Annotated in this window: 19 protein-coding genes and 1 tRNA gene; 14 read left to right on the top strand and 6 right to left on the bottom strand. The window is 70.8% G+C overall.

Annotated elements, in window-relative coordinates:
• Positions 1 to 178 precede the first annotated feature (178 nt).
• A complete protein-coding gene (locus E8M80_RS18025; RefSeq protein ID WP_137127104.1) occupies positions 179 to 943 on the top strand; it encodes a response regulator transcription factor in 765 nt (254 codons plus the stop codon).
• A 13-nt stretch (positions 944 to 956) separates the two neighbouring features.
• On the opposite strand, the gene E8M80_RS18030 is transcribed toward E8M80_RS18025, so the two are convergent.
• Both E8M80_RS18030 and E8M80_RS18035 read right to left on the bottom strand, forming a co-directional pair.
• Positions 957 to 2,498 carry an amidohydrolase family protein gene (locus E8M80_RS18030; protein WP_137127105.1) on the bottom strand — a complete coding sequence of 514 codons (1,542 nt, stop codon included), beginning with the start codon at positions 2,496 to 2,498 and terminating at the stop codon, positions 957 to 959.
• A gap of 147 nt (positions 2,499 to 2,645) precedes the next feature.
• Positions 2,646 to 3,098, bottom strand: coding sequence for a MarR family winged helix-turn-helix transcriptional regulator (locus E8M80_RS18035; RefSeq protein WP_137127106.1), 453 nt, complete (start codon positions 3,096 to 3,098; stop codon positions 2,646 to 2,648).
• 73 nt (positions 3,099 to 3,171) lie between these two features.
• On the opposite strand from E8M80_RS18035, the gene E8M80_RS18040 reads away from it, so the two are divergent.
• The 6 genes from E8M80_RS18040 to E8M80_RS18065 all read left to right on the top strand — a co-directional run bounded on the left by E8M80_RS18040 (position 3,172) and on the right by E8M80_RS18065 (position 6,919).
• Entirely contained in the window at positions 3,172 to 3,591 is a 420-nt protein-coding gene (locus E8M80_RS18040; protein WP_137127107.1) for a glyoxalase/bleomycin resistance/extradiol dioxygenase family protein, read from the top strand.
• 13 nt (positions 3,592 to 3,604) lie between these two features.
• Entirely contained in the window at positions 3,605 to 4,081 is a 477-nt protein-coding gene (locus tag E8M80_RS18045; protein ID WP_137127108.1) for a VOC family protein, read from the top strand.
• Between the two features lie 45 nt (positions 4,082 to 4,126).
• The gene (locus E8M80_RS18050) at positions 4,127 to 4,558 is read left to right on the top strand and encodes an SRPBCC family protein (RefSeq protein WP_137127109.1); all 432 of its coding nucleotides are present in this window, start codon (positions 4,127 to 4,129) and stop codon (positions 4,556 to 4,558) included.
• 102 nt (positions 4,559 to 4,660) lie between these two features.
• Positions 4,661 to 5,011: a DUF1428 domain-containing protein gene (locus E8M80_RS18055; RefSeq protein ID WP_137127110.1), complete on the top strand. Its 351-nt coding sequence runs from the start codon at positions 4,661 to 4,663 to the stop codon at positions 5,009 to 5,011.
• Positions 5,012 to 5,451: 440 nt separating this feature from the next.
• The gene (locus E8M80_RS18060; RefSeq protein ID WP_240790110.1) at positions 5,452 to 6,462 is read left to right on the top strand and encodes an integrase arm-type DNA-binding domain-containing protein; all 1,011 of its coding nucleotides are present in this window, start codon (positions 5,452 to 5,454) and stop codon (positions 6,460 to 6,462) included.
• The gene (locus E8M80_RS18065) at positions 6,437 to 6,919 is read left to right on the top strand and encodes a hypothetical protein (RefSeq protein WP_137127112.1); all 483 of its coding nucleotides are present in this window, start codon (positions 6,437 to 6,439) and stop codon (positions 6,917 to 6,919) included. The genes E8M80_RS18060 and E8M80_RS18065 overlap by 26 nt, the downstream gene beginning before the upstream one ends.
• A gap of 255 nt (positions 6,920 to 7,174) precedes the next feature.
• On the opposite strand, the gene E8M80_RS18070 is transcribed toward E8M80_RS18065, so the two are convergent.
• Positions 7,175 to 7,249, bottom strand: a tRNA-Gly gene (locus E8M80_RS18070).
• A 191-nt stretch (positions 7,250 to 7,440) separates the two neighbouring features.
• Here E8M80_RS18070 and E8M80_RS18075 point away from each other — a divergent pair.
• The 7 genes from E8M80_RS18075 to E8M80_RS18105 all read left to right on the top strand — a co-directional run bounded on the left by E8M80_RS18075 (position 7,441) and on the right by E8M80_RS18105 (position 12,993).
• Positions 7,441 to 8,142 carry a DUF3592 domain-containing protein gene (locus tag E8M80_RS18075; RefSeq protein ID WP_170979489.1) on the top strand — a complete coding sequence of 234 codons (702 nt, stop codon included), beginning with the start codon at positions 7,441 to 7,443 and terminating at the stop codon, positions 8,140 to 8,142.
• Between the two features lie 256 nt (positions 8,143 to 8,398).
• Positions 8,399 to 9,619: an O-succinylhomoserine sulfhydrylase gene (gene metZ / locus E8M80_RS18080; RefSeq protein WP_137127114.1), complete on the top strand. Its 1,221-nt coding sequence runs from the start codon at positions 8,399 to 8,401 to the stop codon at positions 9,617 to 9,619.
• 4 nt (positions 9,620 to 9,623) lie between these two features.
• Positions 9,624 to 10,238, top strand: coding sequence for a LysE family translocator (locus tag E8M80_RS18085; protein WP_137127115.1), 615 nt, complete (start codon positions 9,624 to 9,626; stop codon positions 10,236 to 10,238).
• A gap of 73 nt (positions 10,239 to 10,311) precedes the next feature.
• A complete protein-coding gene (gene apaG / locus E8M80_RS18090) occupies positions 10,312 to 10,725 on the top strand; it encodes a Co2+/Mg2+ efflux protein ApaG (protein ID WP_137127116.1) in 414 nt (137 codons plus the stop codon).
• Between the two features lie 124 nt (positions 10,726 to 10,849).
• Entirely contained in the window at positions 10,850 to 11,488 is a 639-nt protein-coding gene (folE, locus tag E8M80_RS18095; protein ID WP_370287460.1) for a GTP cyclohydrolase I FolE, read from the top strand.
• A gap of 87 nt (positions 11,489 to 11,575) precedes the next feature.
• Positions 11,576 to 11,950, top strand: a complete 375-nt coding sequence (locus E8M80_RS18100; protein WP_240790118.1) for a helix-turn-helix domain-containing protein — start codon at positions 11,576 to 11,578, stop codon at positions 11,948 to 11,950.
• 17 nt (positions 11,951 to 11,967) lie between these two features.
• Positions 11,968 to 12,993, top strand: coding sequence for a hypothetical protein (locus E8M80_RS18105; RefSeq protein WP_137127118.1), 1,026 nt, complete (start codon positions 11,968 to 11,970; stop codon positions 12,991 to 12,993).
• Positions 12,994 to 13,000: 7 nt separating this feature from the next.
• Here E8M80_RS18105 and E8M80_RS18110 read toward each other — a convergent pair whose 3' ends face one another.
• The 3 genes from E8M80_RS18110 to E8M80_RS18120 all read right to left on the bottom strand — a co-directional run bounded on the left by E8M80_RS18110 (position 13,001) and on the right by E8M80_RS18120 (position 15,741).
• Positions 13,001 to 14,125: a hypothetical protein gene (locus E8M80_RS18110; protein ID WP_137127119.1), complete on the bottom strand. Its 1,125-nt coding sequence runs from the start codon at positions 14,123 to 14,125 to the stop codon at positions 13,001 to 13,003.
• 121 nt (positions 14,126 to 14,246) lie between these two features.
• Positions 14,247 to 15,212, bottom strand: coding sequence for a tripartite tricarboxylate transporter substrate binding protein (locus tag E8M80_RS18115; RefSeq protein ID WP_137127120.1), 966 nt, complete (start codon positions 15,210 to 15,212; stop codon positions 14,247 to 14,249).
• Positions 15,213 to 15,351: 139 nt separating this feature from the next.
• Positions 15,352 to 15,741, bottom strand: a complete 390-nt coding sequence (locus tag E8M80_RS18120) for a RidA family protein (protein ID WP_137127121.1) — start codon at positions 15,739 to 15,741, stop codon at positions 15,352 to 15,354.
• Between the last annotated feature and the right edge of the window lie 8 nt (positions 15,742 to 15,749).

The raw sequence follows: 15,749 nt of genomic DNA on the forward strand, positions 1-15,749 counted from the left end.
AATGTTTGCACGACGTGCCGCCCCACGCCTTGCACGCCGAGTTGATATTCTCTAACGCTTCCCCGTCCGGTAACAAAGATTGAGCGTGGCAGCGCTCGTCGTGCCAAGGGCTGGTCCAGCATCGCCCCTTGGGCCCGACGCAAAGCCCGCGACGCCGAGTGAAGGACGTGTTCCGACCATGCCGGAAGCACCGGATCGCAGCATCGCCGTTCCCGCGCCGCACGCGACCCTGTCCGCCGCCGCGCAGGATCTGCCGCGCATTCTCGTCGTCGAGGATGACGATGCGGTGGGCGAGGAACTTGTCGACTTTCTCAACGCATACCGCATGCGGGCCCATCGGGTGGCCGACTGGGCTTCCGCGATGGGACACCTGCGCGGCAGCCGCGTGGATGTCGTCATCCTGGACCAGTGGCTCGGCAGCCTGGATTCGCTGACGGTGCTCCACGAAATGCGCGCCATCACGACCGCGCACATCCTGATGCTTACCGGCAACAATTCGGAAGCGGACCGAATCGTCGGGCTGGAGGTCGGCGCCGACGACTTCCTGCACAAGCCGATCTCGGGACGCGAGATGGTGGCGCGCGTGCGGGCCCACCTGCGCCGCGCCGCACCGCCGCGTGGCGCCACCGGGGCATCGCCGACCGGGCAATGGCGCGTTGATTTCGCGCTCCGCCAGGTGTTCGGCGCGGACGGGCGGCCGGTGGCTCTGACCAGCACGGAGTACGAACTCCTCACGCTGCTGATGGAGCGGCCCGGCCATCCGGTGGACCGCGACACCCTGTCCCGCGCCGTACTGCGGCGCGACTACCGCTGCGAGGACCGCGCGCTCGACAACCTTGTGCACAATATCCGCCTGAAGCTCGGCAGCCGTCGCGGCACCGGCACCATCGCGACGGTCCGCAACAAGGGCTACGCCTTCACGGGCTTCCCCAGCCCGCGCTGACCGGCGCGCAGGCTCAACGTCGCGAACTCGGCGCGTAGAAGGGCTCGCGCACCTCCCCGTCCAAGTAGCCGGCATAAAAGTCGCGCACATGCGGCAGGATGTCGCGCGCGAGCACGCGGCGGCGTTCCTCCTCCGGCTTCAGCGGCAGGGCGAGCTGCGCGGCGAGTTCGGCCAGCGCGGCCTCGCGGTCGATGCGCGTGAAGCGGCGGTCCCGCATCACGACCTCGCCGCCGATCATCACCGTCTCCACGCCCCCTGCCTTCGCGCGCAGCAGCACCGCGTCTACCACGGGAATGAGCGGGTCCAGGTAGGGGTGGCTCAGCGCGTCCCAGGACACGAGCGATAGGTCCGCGAAGGAGCCCGGGGAGAGCGTGCCGATGGCGGCGCCGAAGGGCGTGGTCAGGCCGCCGTTCTCGCTCGCCATGCGCAGCACCTCTGGCGCGGTCGGCACCTCGGCCGGGTCCATACCCGGCACGCGGTGCAGCCGGAGCACGAGCCGCATCTCGGCCAGCATGTCGCGGTCGTCGTTGATGCCGGCCTCGTCCATCCCCATCGCGACGCGGATGCCGCGCTTCGCGAAGCAGTTGAGGCAGGCGACGCCGCTGCGCAGCCTGAGGTTCGAGCTCGCATTGTGGCAGATCAGCGTCCCGCTCTCCGCGACCAGGTCGATGTCCGCCTCGGTCAGCCAGACCGCGTGGCCGAGCGTCATGCGCGGGCCGAGCAGCCCGCGGTCGCGCAGGTATTCCGCCGCCGTGCCGCCGCCGCGCAGCCGCGCGTAGCGCTTCTGGTACGCGGTCTCGTTCAGGTGCATGTGCATCGGCAGGCCGCGCGCCTCCGAGACGTCGCGGAAGCCCTCGAGCGCCTTGTCCGAGACCCAGTGCAGGTTGGTGGGTGCCAGCTGGATCGCGACGCGCGGGTCCGCTTCCGTCGCCTCGGCCAGGCGCGCGGTCATGGCGAAATACTCCTCCGCCGTGATGCGGAAGCGGGCCAGGGTCTCCGCCAGCCGGGCACCGAGGTCCTGCGGCAACCGCGCGACGAAGGCCGCGTCGTCCTCGTAGACCAGCATGTTCTGGTCGCGGAAGGCATAGGAGTAGGAGACGCGCATGCCGATCGCGCGATAGGCGCCGATGACCTTGAGCGCGGCCTGCTCCACCGCCTCGATCGGGCCGGGCGCGCGGCCGTGCAGGTGCTGCACGGTGGTGACGCCCGAGCCGATCATCTCGAAGGCCGAATAGAGCGTGTCGAGATGCAGGTCGACGTCGCGCGCGACCATGCGGGTCGCGAACCAGAGCTCGAGCGGCTGGTCGAGCGAGCCGAGCTGCACGGGCGTCAGCCCGACATGGTGATGGCCGTTGACCAGGCCCGGGAGCACGACGTGGCGGTCGGAGCCGAGCGTCCCGGCCGCGGGCCAGCGCGCGGCGAGGTCGGCATGGGACCCGATCGCGACGATGCGGTCGCCCTCGACCGCCACGGCGCCGTCCTCGTGGATCACCGCGGTGTCGCGGTCGAGGACGCGCTCGATCACGTAGCGACCCCGAACGAGCGTGATGGTCATGATGTTCGCCTGCCTGCTGCCGGCCGATCATGCCATGGCGGAGCGTGCCGACCAGGGCGAGCGGCGGTCCCTGCGGGATGCGACCATTCGACGTCTGCCCTCGGCGCGCCCCAGGCTGCGTTCACGCGCCCCCGTGTGCCGTCGGCGTCACAGCACGGTCGCCAACCCCTGCCGCAGCGCGTCGGCGGCATCGTGGCCGAGCCCCGCATCCAGCGTGGCGTGCGTTGCCTGCCAGGCCGGGATCGCATCGCGCAGCAGCGACACCCCCTCGGGCGTGATCTGCACGCGGCGCGACCTGCGGTCCTGCGTATCGGCAATGATCCGCAGCAGGCCCCGGCGTTCCAGCGGCTTCACCGCGGCCGTCAGCGTCGAGGCATCCATCGCGAGGAACGGCGCGAGGCGCCCGATCGGCGGTGGCTCCGGCCGGTTGAGCGCGACCATCAGCGAGAACTGGCCGTGGGTCAGGCCGAAGGGCCTGAGCGCCGCATCGAACCGCCGTGCCAATGCCCGTGCGGCGCGTTGCGTCGCAAGGCACAGGCAGGTGTCGCGGATGTGATGGACGGTCGCGGCGGGCAGGGTTTCGGTGTTTGACGTCGGCATAATCATTTGATATCAAAGTTTCTCGGAAAAGGCCAGACGGTCCGCCCACGCACCGCCACACACGGAGGACGTCATGAACGACACGCCTGCCCGTCCCGACGCCGTGCTCATGCAGGGCGTCATTCCGTATCTCGCCATGGCAGGCCGCGCGGCCGAGGCCTGCGACTTCTATGCCCGCGCCTTCGCGGCCGAGGACATGGGGCGCATGCCGATGCCCGATGGTGCTCCGGGCCTGATGCATGGGCAGGTCGCCATCAACGGCGGGGCGCTGATGATGACCGACCATGGCGGCAGCGGCGGGCCGCCATCCTACGCCTTCGGCCACCTGCAACTCGTCGTCGCCGATGGTCGTGCCTGGTGGGACCGCGCGGTGGCGGCGGGCTGCACCGTGCTCGCCCCCTATGAGCGCCAGTTCTGGGGCGACGACTGGGGGCTGCTGGCCGATCCGTTCGGGATCAAATGGGCGATCCTGCAGACCGGCCCCCAGGCCTAGCCACGGAGGCAGGATGAAGGCCCGGAACACGATCTGTCTCTGGTTCGACAGGGATGCCGAGGAAGCCGCACGTTTCTACGCCGCGACCTTCCCCGACAGCCAGGTGAGCGCCGTCCATCGTGCGCCCGCCGACTATCCTTCGGGCCAGGCCGGCGACGTGCTGACCGTGGAGTTCACGGTCGCGGGAATCCCATGCATGGGCCTCAATGGCGGGCCAGCCTTCCGGCATAGCGAGGCGTTCTCGTTCCAGATCGCCACCGACGACCAGGAGGAGACCGATCGCTACTGGAACGCGATCGTCGGGAATGGCGGGCAGGAGAGCATGTGCGGCTGGTGCAAGGACCGCTGGGGCCTGTCGTGGCAGATCACGCCGCGCGTGCTGACCGAGGCGCTGGCCGCCGATGGCGAGGAAGCCAGGCGCGCCTTCACGGCCATGATGACCATGCGAAAGATCGACGTCGCCGCCATTATGGCGGCGCGGCGCAGCTGACGCGTTCGCCGGATATCAGCCGGGATCCCGAGGGGAGGGAGAAGCGTGTCCGAACAGAAAATCTCGGTCGAAGCGGTGGTGGCGGCTCCGATCGAGCTCGTGTGGGAAACCTTCACCACGCCCGCCGACATCAAGGAATGGAACTTCGCGAGCGACGACTGGTGCTGCCCGGGCGCCATCGTCGATCTGAGGGTTGGCGGTACATACAAGGCACGGATGGAAGCCAAGGACGGCAGCTTCGGTTTCGACTTCGATGGGGTCTACGAAGAAGTCGAACCGCACCGGGCCGTTACCCTCGCCATGCCTGACGGGCGCAGGGCGCGCACGACCTTCGAGCCATGCGGCGACGGGATCAAGGTGACCACGGTCTTTGACGCGGAGACGCAAAACGCCGTCGATATGCAGCGCGATGGCTGGCAGTCGATCCTCGACAATTTCGCGTCCCATGTCCGGAGGAAGCGCCAGACCCTCGGGTGACCACGAAATCGAGCGCTTCTGCCGGGGGCGCGACGGATGTGCCAGGAACCCGAACCTGATGCACGCGGCGCGCAATTCGACGGGCCAGAATGGAGGGTTCCCATGTATGTCGACGGGTTCGTCCTGGCGGTCCCGACCGCGAACAAGGAAACATACCGCCGCCATGCGGAGGACGCGGCGGTTGTATTCAGGGAGCATGGCGCGCTCGCGCTGGTGGAATGCTGGGGCGACGACGTGCCCGAGGGCAAGCTGAACTCCCTCCACACCGCCGTGCTTCGCAGGCCTGACGAGACGGTGGTGTTCTCCTGGATCACCTGGCCCGACAAGGCCACGCGCGATGCGGGGATGCAGAAGGTCTTCGCCGATCCGCGCATGAAGGGGTCCATCGACCAGATGCCCTTCGACGGAACCCGGATGATCTTCGGTGGGTTCGAGGTGATCGTGGACGCCTGACGCGCCGCCGGCGGCGGGGTTCCGCGCGTGACGGCGCCCGCGTCTTTATCGGCGAACGCGTCTCCTGTCGCGCGACGCGGCAGGCGTAGCCATGCGCCGGAGCCCGATCCGGTTTGGCGCGGAATATGCGCGTGCTGCGGCTTCTCGCGGGAGGGCTGCAATTCGGTCAGCCTGTTGAGAAAACCGGCGGACCCGAAAGAATTCGAATCTTCCGCTTCTGCTTTCGAATCGATTTCGGATCGATTTCGGAACGAGATCGCCAGGCTTTCTCTTTCCACGCCGAGGCCATCTAAGTCACTACATCGATTGAGTTTTTCTGGCATCGGCCGCCGCATTGCGTATCCGTCTGCACGTCGACGTTTCGGCCCGGGTGCTGCCGTGGTGCTCCCGTGAATGGAGCCCACGGGTCCCAACTCGGACCAGGGCCACAGGGCTTGGGAATGCGCAGCAAGCGCACCATCGATCAGGCAACGCCGCAGGATGCGGACTACTTCATCTGGGATGACGAGCTGCCCGGCTTCGGCCTCCGGGTCTTCACCTCGGGACGGCGCAGCTACGTCGTGCAGTATCGCGCCAAGGGGCGTACCCGGCGCTTCACGATCGGCACGCATGGCCTGTGGACGCCGGAGACGGCGAGACGACAAGCCCGCGTGCTCCTCGGCCGCATCGCGCAAGGCGAAAATCCGGCGGAGCAGCGGGAGCTCGACCACCGTGCGGTCACGATCAAGGAACTCTGGGAGCGCTATATGGCCGACGCGAAGGCCGGCCTGATCCTCGGCAAGAAGCAACGGCCGAAGAAAGCCTCGACGATCTACACGGATGAGGGGCGGATCAAGCGCCACATCTTCCCTCTGCTAGGCACGCGGCGCGTGAACGACCTCACCATCGCCGACGTGACGCAGTTCATGCGCGACATCGCGCCAGGCAAGACGAAGGGCGACATGAAAACACGGAGGCGTGGGCGCGCCACCATCCGCGGCGGCATGGGGACGGGTCGCCGCACGGTTGGCTTCCTCGGTGCACTGCTGACCTATGCGCGGGAGGCCGGCATCATCGAAAGCAACCCGGCACACGACATCCGGAAAGCCGCGGACCAGAAGAGGACGCGCCGTCTCTCGGAGGACGAGTATCGGCTGCTCGGGAAACTGCTGGCGAAGGCGCTTGCCGACGATCAGCTTAGCACCTCGGCCAAGATCACCCGGCTGCTCGCCCTGACCGGATGCCGGCGCGGCGAGATCCTGAACCTGACCTGGTCCGAGGTGGACACCGGCAACAGCTGTCTTCGCCTCCACGATACGAAGGAGGGCACATCCGTGCTGTCGCACGCGCTGCTGAGGCAAGCGGGTGCTGGCTCGCCCCTCTGGTCTGTCGCCAGGGGCCTCGCCCGCAACGTGGAGGCCTACCGCGCCTATCTCGCCCGAGCGGATGCGCCGCCTCAGGGGGGGGCTTGATGGCCGCGGACTGCTCTCGGATGGCCGACTGGCCGAATTCGTCCGCTTTTTCCTCGCAGCCTCGCTCGATCAGGTGTTGTTCATGACCGCGCTTCTCTCTCCAGAGGCGCTTACGAGCCGCGTCAGAGCCCATGTCGCCGCCGAGGCGGCATTAGGGCACCTGGACCCGCGGGTCGTGACCGTGCTGGAGCGCGCGGTCCTCGCTGGCGAGGTGCCGCGCGGGGTGGTGCAAGGGATGCTCGGGACTGGTGACCGGCAGGCCCGCCGCCTGATCGCAGCACTGGTCGAGCGCGGCCTGTTGGTCGGCGCGACGGACGCACCGCTGCGTATCGCCTTTCCACTTGGCGAGAGCGAGCGGCTCTTCCCGAACCTGTGGGCTCCCAACGTCCTCGGCGTGGACGTGCTGGCCGCCCGGCCCGACCTCGCTACGGCGTTGCAGCCGCCAGCAGCCCTTTGACCATTCATCTCCCTGCCGTGCGCGCCAGGGAACGTTGACCACGAAGCATCGAAGGGGCGGCGCAAAGCGCGGGATTCAGAGGCTTTCGGCCCACCGGCATTTGACCAGCTTTTGACCAAACCGTCCGCGAAGAGCTGCAAAACGGCGTCTCCATGCGCGAATGAGCGCACGCGATCGAGGTTCAGCGGAGACTGTTCGGCACTGGCCAAAGCCCAAGCGTGTGCTGGCTTTCCAGGGATTCAGCGGGGCTGGGGCTGGAGCGGGCGATGGGAATCGAACCCACGACATTCAGCTTGGGAAGCTGACGTTCTACCTCTGAACTACGCCCGCAGCGCCCCTTCTATAGGCGGGGCAGGCGGTCGCGGGCAAGGACACGCCGCCGCAGGCGGCGCGATTCCCGTCGCGCCGCAGCCCCGCCCCATGGCATGGTCGCGAAGCGCCTTCGGGCCCGCGGTCACCGTGCGCGGCGATGCCGGCCGGCCTGCCCGGGCGAAGCGTGCGATGCCATCCGGGAGGAACCGATGGCCGATGGTCGCGACAGGCCCGAAGCGGGCCGCGAGCGTTCGATGGTCCTGGTCCTGTTCTGCCTCGCCATCGGCGGGGTGCTGGGCTGGGGTGCCTGGTCGCAGGCACGCGACCACTGGACCCTGGCATCGCGCGGCATCGCGGTGGAGGGCCGGGTCCTCGGCTACGAGGAGGTGCGCGGCCGGCGCAGCACCACGACCTACCCGGTCCTAGGCTTCCGGACCCCCGACGGCCGCGTGGTGCGCGCGCGATCCGGCGTCGCGGCGGCGCCATCCGAGCTTCCGCCGGGCAGCCCGGTGCGCATCGTCTACGATCCGGCCGACCCGGCTTCGAATGCCCGCACGGCCGTCGCGCTGGCGGCGGGGCCGGGGGTCACGCCCTGGATCCTCGGCGGGCTGGCCGCGCTGATGGCCGGGCTCGGCGTCGTCCTGGCGCTGCCGCGGCGCGCGGTGCGGGCCGCCGCCACGCCCCCCGGCGGCGAGGCGCGCGCGCCGATCGCGACCGCCCCGCGGGACGGCACCGAGATCCTCGTCCATTGCCAGGAGAGCACGCCCGACCCCGCAGGCGGGACACGGTCCTTCGAGGTGGCGCGCCCGGCGCGGTTCGACCGCACCCGCGGCACCTGGGTCACGACGGACCAGTGGCGGGATACGGTTCATCCGGCATCCTGGTCGCGACTGCCGAACCCGCCGCGGTGACGGTGCCCGGGCCCGGGCGGCCGGGCGACGCAGGGTCGCGTCAGGCCCGGCTTGACCCACGGCCCCGCCCGGGCGTAACGACGATGCCGGTGGCAACACCCCTCGCGATTTGTCCGGCCAGCTTGCGGCGAGGTCCCCCTCGGGGGTCGCATCGGCAACGATGCGGAAAATAAGCGCGCTAAACGGCCGTGCGGATGCCCGGCATCCGCCGCCCGCGAAGGGGCCGGACGCCATTCATCCGTGAAGGTGCCGCCCGATGGCCAGGAAGACCCCGAACCGCCCTCTCCGCCCTGCGACGCTGCTCGTGCGCGGCGGCCAGATGCGCTCGGGCTTCGACGAGACGGCGGAGGCGATGTTCCTCACCTCCGGCTTCGTCTACGACAGCGCCGCCCAGGCCGAGGCGACCTTCGCCGGCACCGAGGTGCACTACCAGTATTCGCGCTTCGGCAACCCGACCGTGGGCATGCTGGAAGCCCGCCTCGCCGCGCTGGAAGGCGCCGAGGCCTGCCGCGCCACCGCCACCGGCATGGCCGCCGTGCATGCCGCGATGCTCTCGCACCTCAAGGCCGGCGACCGCGTCGTCGCGTCCCGCGCGCTGTTCGGGTCCTGCCACTGGATCGTCTCGACCCTGCTGCCGCGCTACGGCATCGCGACCGAGTTCGTGGACGGCGCCGACCTGGCGCAGTGGGCGGCGGCGCTGTCGAAGCCGGCCACGATGGTGCTGCTCGAGACGCCGTCCAACCCGATGCTCGAGATCGTGGACCTGAAGGCGGTCTGCGACCTGGCGCACAAGGCCGGCGCGCTCGTGGTGGTGGACAATGTCTTCGCCACGCCGCTGCTGCAGAAGCCGATGCAGTCGGGCGCGGACATCGTCGTCTATTCCGCGACGAAGCATTTCGACGGCCAGGGCCGCGTGCTGGGCGGCTGCGTGATGGGCTCGAAGAAGTGGGTGGAGGACACGCTGCAGCCGTTCATCCGCAACACCGGCCCGTCGCTCAGCCCGTTCAACGCCTGGGTCATCCTGAAGGGGCTGGAGACGCTGCACCTGCGCGTGCCCGCCATGTGCCGCAGCGCTGCCGCCGTCGCCGACATGCTGGCCGAGCGGGCCGAGGTCGCGCGCGTGCTCTATCCCTTCCGCGCCGACCATCCGCAGCAGAAGCTCGCCATGGCGCAGATGTCGGCCGGCGGCACGCTCGTCACCTTCGATCTCAAGGGCGGGAAGGACGCGTGCTTCCGCTTCATGGACGCGCTGCGGCTCATCGACATCTCGAACAACCTCGGCGATTCCAAGTCGCTCGCGACGCACCCGGCGACGACGACGCACATGCGCGTGGGGGCGGAAGAACGCGCGCGGCTCGGCATCGCGGACGGCACGGTGCGGCTTTCCGTCGGGCTCGAGGACGTGGCCGACATCATCGACGACCTGAGCCAGGCGCTCGACGCCGCCAACGCGGCGCCGGCGCGCGCGGCGGAATAGCGTCGTGGCGCTCGACGCCTGGCTCGCCTTCCTGGCGGCGACGGCGGTGATGCTGGCGATCCCGGGGCCGACCGTCCTGCTCGTGGTCGGCCAGTCGCTCGGCGGGGGCGCGCGCGCGGCGCTGCCGCTGGTCGCCGGCGTGGCGCTCGGCGACCTCACGGCGATGACGCTCTCGCTGGCCGGCCTCGGCGCGCTGCTCGCGGCCTCGGCGACGGTGTTCACGGTGCTGAAGTTCGCGGGCGCGGCCTATCTCGTATGGCTCGGCGTGCGGATGTGGCGGGCGCCGGTGGATGCCGCCGCCGCGCCGCCCGTGACGGCGCGTCGCGCCTTCCGCGACGCCTATGTCGTGACGGCGCTGAACCCGAAGGGCATCGCCTTCTTCGTCGCCTTCGTGCCGTTGTTCGTCGACCCGGCGGCGGCCTTCGCGCCGCAGGCGGCAGTGATGATCGCATCCTTCGTGACGCTCGCGGCGGTGAATGCCGCGGTCTATGCGCTGCTCGCGGCGCGGCTCTCGGGCGCCATCCGCAGGCCCGCCCTGCGGCGCGCCTTCAACCGCGCCGGCGGCGCAGTGCTCGTCGGCGCGGGGGCGGCGACGGCCGCGATACGCGGCTCGTCCTGAGGCGGCGCGCGACGCGGAGGTGGACAAAAGCGCTCCCGCGACGCTTGAATGTCGCCTGGGGAGCAACGCTCAGATGGCCACGAAGGAAGAATTCAGCGCGACGACGCGCGGCATCCGCGTGACGGTCCGTGCCTTCTACCTCGCGGACCAGTCGGAACCCGACCAGGGCCAGTATGTCTGGGCCTATCGCGTCGAGATCGCCAATACCGGACCCGAGGCGGTGCGGCTGCTCCGGCGCACCTGGCAGATCACCGACGGGCTCGGCCGCACGCAGACCATCCATGGCGCGGGCGTGATCGGCGAGACGCCGGTGCTCGAGCCCGGCGAGCGCTTCGAATACACCTCCGGCACGCCGCTCCCGACGGCCTCGGGCTTCATGCGGGGGTCCTACCACATGGTTGTGCAGGACAGCGGCGAGGGCTTCGACGTGGCGATCCCGGCCTTCAGCCTCGACAGCCCGCACCAGCCCTCGGGACGGGTGCATTGACGCGGGCCGCCTTGCGCGGTCGCGACACCCCCCCATTTGCGTTTGCGAGGAAGGCGCCGTGACGCGCCGGCACGGAGCATGGCCCGACGCAGTGCGCCCCCTGAAAGAATCCCGACCCGTGAACATCCACCTGCCCCCCTCCCGCCCCGCGGACGACCAGGCCTCGAGCCTGCCGCGCCCGACGCAGGCCGAGGCCGAGGACGCCATCCGCACGCTGCTGCTCTGGGCGGGGGATGACCCCAACCGCGAAGGCCTGCTCGACACGCCGCAACGCGTGGCCAAGGCGTATCGCGAATGGTTCTGCGGCTACGAGGAGGACCCGGTCGAGCTGCTCGCCCGGTCCTTCGAGGAAGTCGAGGGCTATGACGAGATGGTGCTGCTGCGCGACATCCGCGTCGAGAGCATGTGCGAGCACCACATGTGCCCGATCATCGGCAAGGCGCACATCGCCTACCTGCCGAACGGGCGCGTCGTCGGCATCAGCAAGCTCGCGCGCGTGGTCGAGGCCTTCGGCAAGCGCCTGCAGATCCAGGAAAAGCTGACCGCGCAGGTGGCCAACGTCATCAACGACGTGCTGCAGCCCAAGGGCGTCGCCGTGGTGTTCGAGGCGGTGCACCAGTGCATGACGACGCGCGGCGTGCACAAGACCGGCGTGTCCATGGTGACCAGCCGGATGCTCGGTGCCTTCCGCGACGACGCCTCCACGCGACGCGAGTTCCTGTCGATGATCCAGGGCCAGCGGGGCGCGGGCGGGGAAGGCTGAACGGCCCGCCGGCGCGACGGAACAAGGGCCCGGACGGCACGGGCCCTTTTTCTTGACGAGACAATGTCAACTGTCTAGTTGACAGTTATGATCACCGCCGAGGCCCGACCCGATGCCGAGCTCGGCCCCCGCCTGCGCCGCGCCCGCCTGCGCCGTGCGGTGGTGGAACCGCGGCTGTTCTCGGTGCGTGCGGTCGCCGCGCGGCTCGGCGTCTCGGCCACCTACCTTTCCCTGATCGAACGCGGCGCGCAGCGCCCGACGGAGGCCTTCCTCCGCGCGCTGGCCGCCGATCTCGGCCTGGAGGCGGAGGCGCTGCTCCCGCTCGCGGGCCGCGTGGCCGAGGACGTCACTGCCGCGCTGCTCGCCCGCCCCGCCCTGGCCGAGGCCGTCCGCGCGCTCCGCGACCTGCCCGAGCCCGACCTGCAACGCACGCTCCGCCGCATCCGCGACGGGGATTGGTAGCCCGGAAGGACACCGCCATGGCCCTCGGCCTCGATGACGACGCGCTGGTCTTCGAGTTCCCGGAAATCCATCCGGACGCCGTGCTGCGCGTCGAGTTCCAGCGCACGTTGCGCGTGCCCGACGACGGGCGGCGCCACCACCTGCCGCCTGGCCTCGGCCGCTTCCCGCTGCGCGCGGTGGACGACCTCGACCCCGCAAGATTGCCGGTGGGATGGGCGAGGCACGGCGGCGTCGCCATGCCGATGTGGCAGGCGGAGGCGTGCTGGCTGAACTTCTCCTCCCCCACGGGCTACCCGTTCCTCCTGAAGATCGCTGCCGGCAAGGTGAACGCGGTGAACGGCAAGCCATGGGAGAATGCGCCCGATTTCGCCGACCAGGATTACGTCGAAGTGCCGGGCCAGCGCTGGCTGGACGGATTCTGCGTCCGCAAGGGCATCGTGCGGCAGTTCGTCGCGATGCCACTCGGCGCCGGCTACACGGCCGAGGAACAGCTCACGGGCAAGGCTGAGCATGGCGGCGTGCAACTGCTCGCCCACCCCGCCCGCGCCGCGATCTGGCAGGAGAGGCTGGCCGCGCGGGAGCGCCTGCGGGCCCTGTTCGCGGAAGCCGAGGCGAAAATGGGGCCCATCAAGCCCGGACAGGTGCATTTTCTTGCGCACAACATCGGCCTCGGCGCCGGTGGCGCCATCGCGCAGGCGATCGTCAGGGCATACGAAAAGCCCGACGCCTGGGAGATGTCCGCGCGGTCCCGCTGCTTCGTCCATCTGGCGAACAGCCTGGACTGGCAGGCCATGACCGCGGAGGCGCCGCCGACCGTCCCGCCCAGCGCCGCCGACTACACGCGCGCGGGCCTGCCCTGGTTCGACTGGTATGATGACCGGCCGGCGCTGGCGGGGTCAGGCATCCTGGCGGGGCTCGCGACCGTCGCCGCGCTGGGCGCCGCGAAGCGCGAGGACCCGCTGCCCGAGAACGAGGGCTTCGAGCCGCCCGAACCCATCCGCCTCGGCCTCGCGTCGCGGGCGCCGTTGGACGGGGGCTGGTGACGCGCCCTCAGCGCGCCGCCAGGTCCACCGCCATCGCCGCCACCGCCTGCGCGATGGCGCCGGCCCGCGCGCAGTCCACGCTGACCGGCCAGCGGTCCTCCGGCGCGTGGAACCAGGGGTTCTTCCCGATCAGGGACAGATAGCGCCCGCCGCGGTGCTCGACCTCGTGCGCCTCCCCGTTCGCCGTACCGCCGGTCACGACCTCGAGTGGCGGCGCGGGATGGCCGGCCGCGACCAGCGCCTCGGCCATGCGCTGCGCCAACCCGACCACATTGCTCCGCACCGTCAGCCGTTCGTCCTCCGCCGTGCCGAGATTGGCGCCGAGGTGGATCACGACCGGCGCCTCGGCCACCAGCGCCGGTTCCGCGCCGAAGGCGCGATGCGCGCCGATATGGCCGAGCTCATGGCCGCAGGTGGCCAGCGCGACGACGCCGCGCGCGCGCTTCGCCCCGGCCAGCGCCTGCAGCGCCGTCAGCCAGGCGAGCACGCCGCCGCCGCGTTCTGCGGTGCTGGTCCACCAGGAGGTCCGCGGCGTCAGCAGGACGAGCGGCGGCGCCGCGCCGGGCAGCGCCGCGCGGATGTTGTGCGTCAGCCCCGGCGCGCGCAGGCCGTCCACCACCAGCCGCGCGGCGGCGCCGGCCTCGGCCAGCACGCCGATCCGCAGCGAATCCCGCCCCGCTACCTGCAGCACGGGCGGGCCGAAGGGCGCTTCCGCATCATGCGCGTTAAGCGGCGCCAGCCCGTCGGGCTTCGTGCGCAGCGCGACGACGATGCCGGCATGGCGGCTGTCCGCCCGCGCGCGGGCGAAGGCGTTGCCCGGCAGGCTGGCCGCCGCCGGGTCCATCTCGGCGAAGCCGATCGGCGCATCCGAGCCGAGCGGGCCGAGCGCGCCGGAGATGCCCGCGGTCAGCCCGCCATCGAACAGCGGCAGGCCCTCGAAGACCGCGCCGCCGGCCTCGAGCCGCGCGGCGCCCGGCGTGAAGCGTGTGAAGGGAACGGCCACCAGCACGGCTGCGGCGCCCGTGGCGGCCGCGCGCGCGTGCAGCCAGGCGGCGGCGGCGGCATCGCCCTCGCCGCCGGTGCGGCGTTCGCCGAAGGCGTCGTAGTCGGCGAAGAAGGCGGCGGGGTTCATGACGGTCGGGGGAGGAGAACCTCCCCCGATCCCCCTCCCTTCTTTGTCACCTGGTGCCAAACTCCAAAGAAGGAGGGGAGATTCGGGGGGAGTTCCCTCTCCCCGACCTTCTGGTCCCCGTTCATTCCGCCCGCGCCCCTGACACCCGCACCAGCTCCTGCAACCGCCGCAGCTCCCCTTCCCACCCCGCTGCATAGGCGGCCGGGCTTTCCGAGAGCGTGATGTCGCCGCCTTCCGCCGCGATGGAGGCGCCGAGCGCCGGGTCCTGCGCTGCCGTCCGGAAGGCCGCGTGCAGCCGCGTCGCGATCGCTGCCGGTACGCCGGCCGGCCCGACGATGGAGGAGGCGCTGATCACCACCGGCCCGCCCGGCACCGTCTCGGCCAGGGTCGGCACCTCGGGCAGCGCGGACATGCGGCGGGACCCCGCGGTGCAGAGGATGCGCACCGCCCCCTGCTGGTGTCGCGGCAGGGCGATGTTGCTGATGGCGAACGCGAAATCCACCTCCCCCTGCTCGACCGCCAGCGTCGCCTGGTTAGCGCCGCGATAGGGGACATGCGTGCCCTCGGCGCCGATGATGCGGAGCATGGCGGCGGCGGCCATGTGCGCCGGCGTGCCGACGCCGCCCGAGCCGTAGCGCAGCCCGCCCTGCACGCCCTTCGCGGCGGCGAGGAGCTCGGCGATCGTGCGCCACGGCTTGTCGGGCTTCACCGCGAGCACGGCCGGGTGCTCGGCGATGACGATGACGGGCGTGAAGTCACGCAGCACGTCGAAGCCGGGATTGGCCTGCATCACCGCGTTGGTGATGGCCGTGCCGCCGCCCCAGAGGAAGGTGTAGCCGTCGGGTGCCGCGCGCGCGACGTGTTGCACCGCGAGCAGCCCGCCCGCGCCGGCGCGGTTCTCGACCACGAAGCTGCCGCCGAGCGGCCCGGCTGCCTTGGCGCTGATCAGCCGCGCGAGGGTGTCGGAGGATGCGCCGGGCGCGAAGGGAACGACGAGGCGGACCGGCCGGGCCGGCCACGCCTCCTGCGCGCCCGCGGGCAGTGCGGCGAGCGCGCCGATGCCGATCAATGCCGTGCGTCGCTTCATGGCCCGTCCTCCCGTGCCTTGCCGCGAGGCTAGGCCGGAAGGGACGCGGAGGGAAAGGCGGCCGATGCCGTCGATCCTCGGCGGCAGGGCGGGGGACGCCCGATGGCCGGCGCCAGGTCAGCCGGAAGGCCGGCCGGTCTCAGGCGACCGCCTCGGCCTCCACCTCCACCTGGAAATCCCCGCTGGCGAGGCCCGCCACGATCAGCAGGGTGCTGGTCGGCGCATGGCCGGCCATGAAGGCGTCCCGCTTCATGCGCCAGATCGGGACCAGGGCCGTTTCCGTCAGGAAGACCGTGACCTTGACGATGTTCGCCGGCGCCATGCCGTGCGCCGCGAGCACGGCGCCGAGATTGGCCAGCGCCTGGTCGATCTGGTCCTCGGGGTGGGGGACGGTGCTGCCGTCCGGCCGCACGCCGACCTGGCCCGAGATGACGAGGCGCCGGCCTTCGCCCTCGATCAGCGCCGCCTGGGAATAGCGGGACTGCGGCTGCGGTGCGCCGGGCGGGTTGGAGAAGGCGATGCGGGCCATGGCGGGCT

The organism is Roseomonas sp. HF4 (genome assembly GCF_005222755.1).
Taxonomy (GTDB): Bacteria; Pseudomonadota; Alphaproteobacteria; order Acetobacterales; family Acetobacteraceae; genus Neoroseomonas.

Excerpts from the sequence above, each read along its gene's own strand:
- E8M80_RS18025 (WP_137127104.1), top strand. The coding sequence starts at position 179 with ATGCCGGAAGCACCGGATCGCAGCATCGCCGTTCCCGCGCCGCACGCG.
- E8M80_RS18030 (WP_137127105.1), bottom strand. The coding sequence starts at position 2,498 with ATGACCATCACGCTCGTTCGGGGTCGCTACGTGATCGAGCGCGTCCTC.
- E8M80_RS18035 (WP_137127106.1), bottom strand. The coding sequence starts at position 3,098 with ATGCCGACGTCAAACACCGAAACCCTGCCCGCCGCGACCGTCCATCAC.
- E8M80_RS18040 (WP_137127107.1), top strand. The coding sequence starts at position 3,172 with ATGAACGACACGCCTGCCCGTCCCGACGCCGTGCTCATGCAGGGCGTC.
- E8M80_RS18045 (WP_137127108.1), top strand. The coding sequence starts at position 3,605 with ATGAAGGCCCGGAACACGATCTGTCTCTGGTTCGACAGGGATGCCGAG.
- E8M80_RS18055 (WP_137127110.1), top strand. The coding sequence starts at position 4,661 with ATGTATGTCGACGGGTTCGTCCTGGCGGTCCCGACCGCGAACAAGGAA.
- E8M80_RS18060 (WP_240790110.1), top strand. The coding sequence starts at position 5,452 with ATGCGCAGCAAGCGCACCATCGATCAGGCAACGCCGCAGGATGCGGAC.
- E8M80_RS18065 (WP_137127112.1), top strand. The coding sequence starts at position 6,437 with ATGCGCCGCCTCAGGGGGGGGCTTGATGGCCGCGGACTGCTCTCGGAT.
- E8M80_RS18075 (WP_170979489.1), top strand. The coding sequence starts at position 7,441 with ATGGCCGATGGTCGCGACAGGCCCGAAGCGGGCCGCGAGCGTTCGATG.
- metZ (WP_137127114.1), top strand. The coding sequence starts at position 8,399 with ATGGCCAGGAAGACCCCGAACCGCCCTCTCCGCCCTGCGACGCTGCTC.
- apaG (WP_137127116.1), top strand. The coding sequence starts at position 10,312 with ATGGCCACGAAGGAAGAATTCAGCGCGACGACGCGCGGCATCCGCGTG.
- E8M80_RS18100 (WP_240790118.1), top strand. The coding sequence starts at position 11,576 with ATGATCACCGCCGAGGCCCGACCCGATGCCGAGCTCGGCCCCCGCCTG.
- E8M80_RS18105 (WP_137127118.1), top strand. The coding sequence starts at position 11,968 with ATGGCCCTCGGCCTCGATGACGACGCGCTGGTCTTCGAGTTCCCGGAA.
- E8M80_RS18110 (WP_137127119.1), bottom strand. The coding sequence starts at position 14,125 with ATGAACCCCGCCGCCTTCTTCGCCGACTACGACGCCTTCGGCGAACGC.
- E8M80_RS18115 (WP_137127120.1), bottom strand. The coding sequence starts at position 15,212 with ATGAAGCGACGCACGGCATTGATCGGCATCGGCGCGCTCGCCGCACTG.
- E8M80_RS18120 (WP_137127121.1), bottom strand. The coding sequence starts at position 15,741 with ATGGCCCGCATCGCCTTCTCCAACCCGCCCGGCGCACCGCAGCCGCAG.